The organism is Achromobacter maghribensis, from assembly GCF_057334215.1.
Window position 1 is genome coordinate 1 of the sequence record NZ_JBHFII010000043.1, and the last position, 2680, is coordinate 2680.

The 2680-nt window shown below is 64.1% G+C and carries 2 protein-coding genes; both read left to right on the forward strand.

Annotated features, from left to right (window positions below):
- The coding region (gene infB, locus ACE039_RS17210) for a translation initiation factor IF-2 (RefSeq protein WP_485822912.1) at positions 1-2174 on the forward strand (2174 nt) is incomplete at its 5' end.
- Between the two features lie 23 nt (positions 2175-2197).
- Positions 2198-2599 (forward strand): 30S ribosome-binding factor RbfA, encoded by a 402-nt coding sequence (rbfA, locus tag ACE039_RS17215; protein ID WP_006218273.1) that lies wholly within the window; start codon positions 2198-2200, stop codon positions 2597-2599.
- Positions 2600-2680 lie beyond the last annotated feature (81 nt).

Below are 2680 nucleotides of genomic sequence, written 5' to 3' on the forward strand. Positions count from 1 at the left end.
CGTCGGGTGGCCGCGATGAGGCTCGCCGCGCCGCCGAGGCCGAAGCCGCCGCGCTGCGCGAGATGCTGAACCGTCCGCGCAAGGTGCTGCGCGCCCCCGAGCCGGAGGCGCCTGCCGCCCCCGCCGCGGCGCCCATTTCGGGCACGCTGCACAAGCCCGCTGGCAAGCCGGGCGCCACGCCTGGCGCCAAGAAGGACGCCAAGCCCGCCGCGCCCGGTGCCAAGAAGACCATCAAGACCGCTGAAGTCGCGTCGACCTGGTCTGATGACGCATCGCGCAAGAAGCCCGCCGACAAGCCGGCAGCCCCGGCCCGCCGTGATGGCTGGCGCGCAGGCGGCAAGGGTGGTGGCAAGGGCGGCGGCCGTGGTGGCCGCAACCAGCAGAACGACCGCCGCAACGAGCCGGCGCCGCAAGAATTCATCGCACGCGAAGTTCACGTGCCGGAAACCATCAGCGTGGCCGACCTGGCCCACAAGATGTCCGTCAAGGCCGCCGAAGTCATCAAGCAATTGATGAAGTTGGGCCAGATGGTCACCATCAACCAGGTGCTGGACCAGGAAACGGCCATGATCGTGGTCGAGGAACTGGGCCACGTGGCGATCGCCGCCAAGCTGGATGACCCGGAAGCCTTCCTGGACGAAACCGCCACGGTTTCCGAAGCCGAGCAACTGCCGCGCGCACCGGTCGTGACCGTCATGGGCCACGTCGACCACGGCAAGACCTCGCTGCTGGATTACATCCGCCGCGCCAAGGTTGCCGCGGGCGAAGCCGGCGGCATTACGCAGCACATCGGCGCCTACCACGTTCAAACCGAGCGCGGCATGGTGACCTTCCTTGACACCCCGGGCCACGAGGCGTTCACCGCCATGCGTGCCCGCGGCGCCAAGGCGACCGACATCGTGATTCTGGTGGTTGCCGCCGACGACGGCGTGATGCCGCAGACGCGTGAAGCCATCCACCACGCCAAGGCCGCGGGCGTGCCCATGGTCGTGGCCGTGACCAAGATCGACAAGCCGTCGGCCAACCCGGAACGCGTCAAGCAGGAACTGGTTGCCGAACAGGTCGTGCCGGAAGAATACGGCGGTGACGTGCCCTTCGTGGGCGTGTCGGCCAAGACCGGCGAAGGCATCGACGATCTGCTGGAAAACCTGCTGCTGCAAGCCGAAGTGCTGGAATTGAAGGCACCGGTCGAGTCGGCCGCCAAGGGCCTGGTCATCGAAGCCCGTCTGGACAAGGGCCGTGGCCCGGTCGCGACGATTCTGGTGCAGAGCGGCACGCTCAAGCGCGGCGACGTGGTGCTGGCCGGCGCAAGCTTCGGCCGCGTCCGCGCCATGCTGGACGAGAACGGCAAGCCGATTCAATCGGCCGGCCCGTCCATCCCGGTGGAAATCCAGGGCCTGACCGAAGTGCCTGCCGCTGGTGACGAACTGATGGCGCTGTCCGACGAGCGCAAGGCGCGCGAAATCGCGCTGTTCCGCCAAGGCAAGTTCCGCGACGTCAAGCTGGCCCGCCAACAGGCCGCCAAGCTGGAGTCGATGTTCGACAACCTGGGCGAGGGCACGCAGACGCTTACGCTTATCGTCAAGACCGACGTGCAGGGTTCGCAAGAAGCGCTGGTTCAGTCGCTGGTCAAGCTGTCGACCGACGAAGTCCGTGTGCAAGTGGTGCACGCGGCTGTCGGCGGCATCTCGGAAACCGACATCAACCTGGCCATCGCCTCGAACGCTGTCGTGATCGGCTTCAACGTGCGTGCGGAAGCAAGCGCCAAGAAGCTGGCCGAGAACAACGGCATCGACGTGCGCTACTACAACATCATCTATGACGCCGTGGATGAAGTTAAGGCAGCCATGTCGGGCATGTTGGCGCCCGAGAAGAAAGAAGAAATCATCGGCCTGGTCGAGATCCGTGAGGTCTACAGCATCTCGCGCCTTGGCAACATCGCCGGTTGTATGGTGCTTGACGGCATCGTCCGCCGCGATTCCCAGGTACGCCTGCTGCGCAACAACGTGGTCCACTGGACGGGGCATCTTGAATCGCTGCGCCGCTTCAAGGACGACGTCAAGGAAGTCAAATCGGGCTTCGATTGCGGTCTTACGCTGCGCGGCAACAACGACATCCAGGTGGGCGACCAGCTGGAAGTCTTTGAAATCAAGGAAATCGCGCGTACGCTGTAAAGCGTCGCGAGGCATTATTGCTAATGAGCCGTCACAAGTCCAAAGCCATCCCCGGCCGCAATCTGCGGCTGGCCGACCAGATCCAAAAAGATCTGGCCGAGATCATCCAGCGCGAAATCGATATGTCTCGCGCGGGACTGATCACGCTCTCCGGTGTGGAATTGTCGACCGACTACGCGCATGCCAAGGTGTGGTTCACGGTTTTGGGCGCCGAGCCCGAAGCCGCGACCGCCTTGCTGAACGAGAAAGCCGGTTGGCTGCACTCGCAGCTCTATAAGCTGCTGCACATTCACACTGTCCCCACTTTGCGTTTCTTCCACGACGAGCAAATTGCCCGTGGTATCGAAATGTCGATCCTTATCGACCGCGCAAACCGGCCCGGCCCCCACTCGGGCGTGCCCGACGAACCTGAAGACCAGTCCTGATCGGGCTGTCGTCACTGCTCTAAACACGGATTCCGACGATGGCTAAACGACGCGGGCTTTTGCTCGACGGTGTGCTGTTGC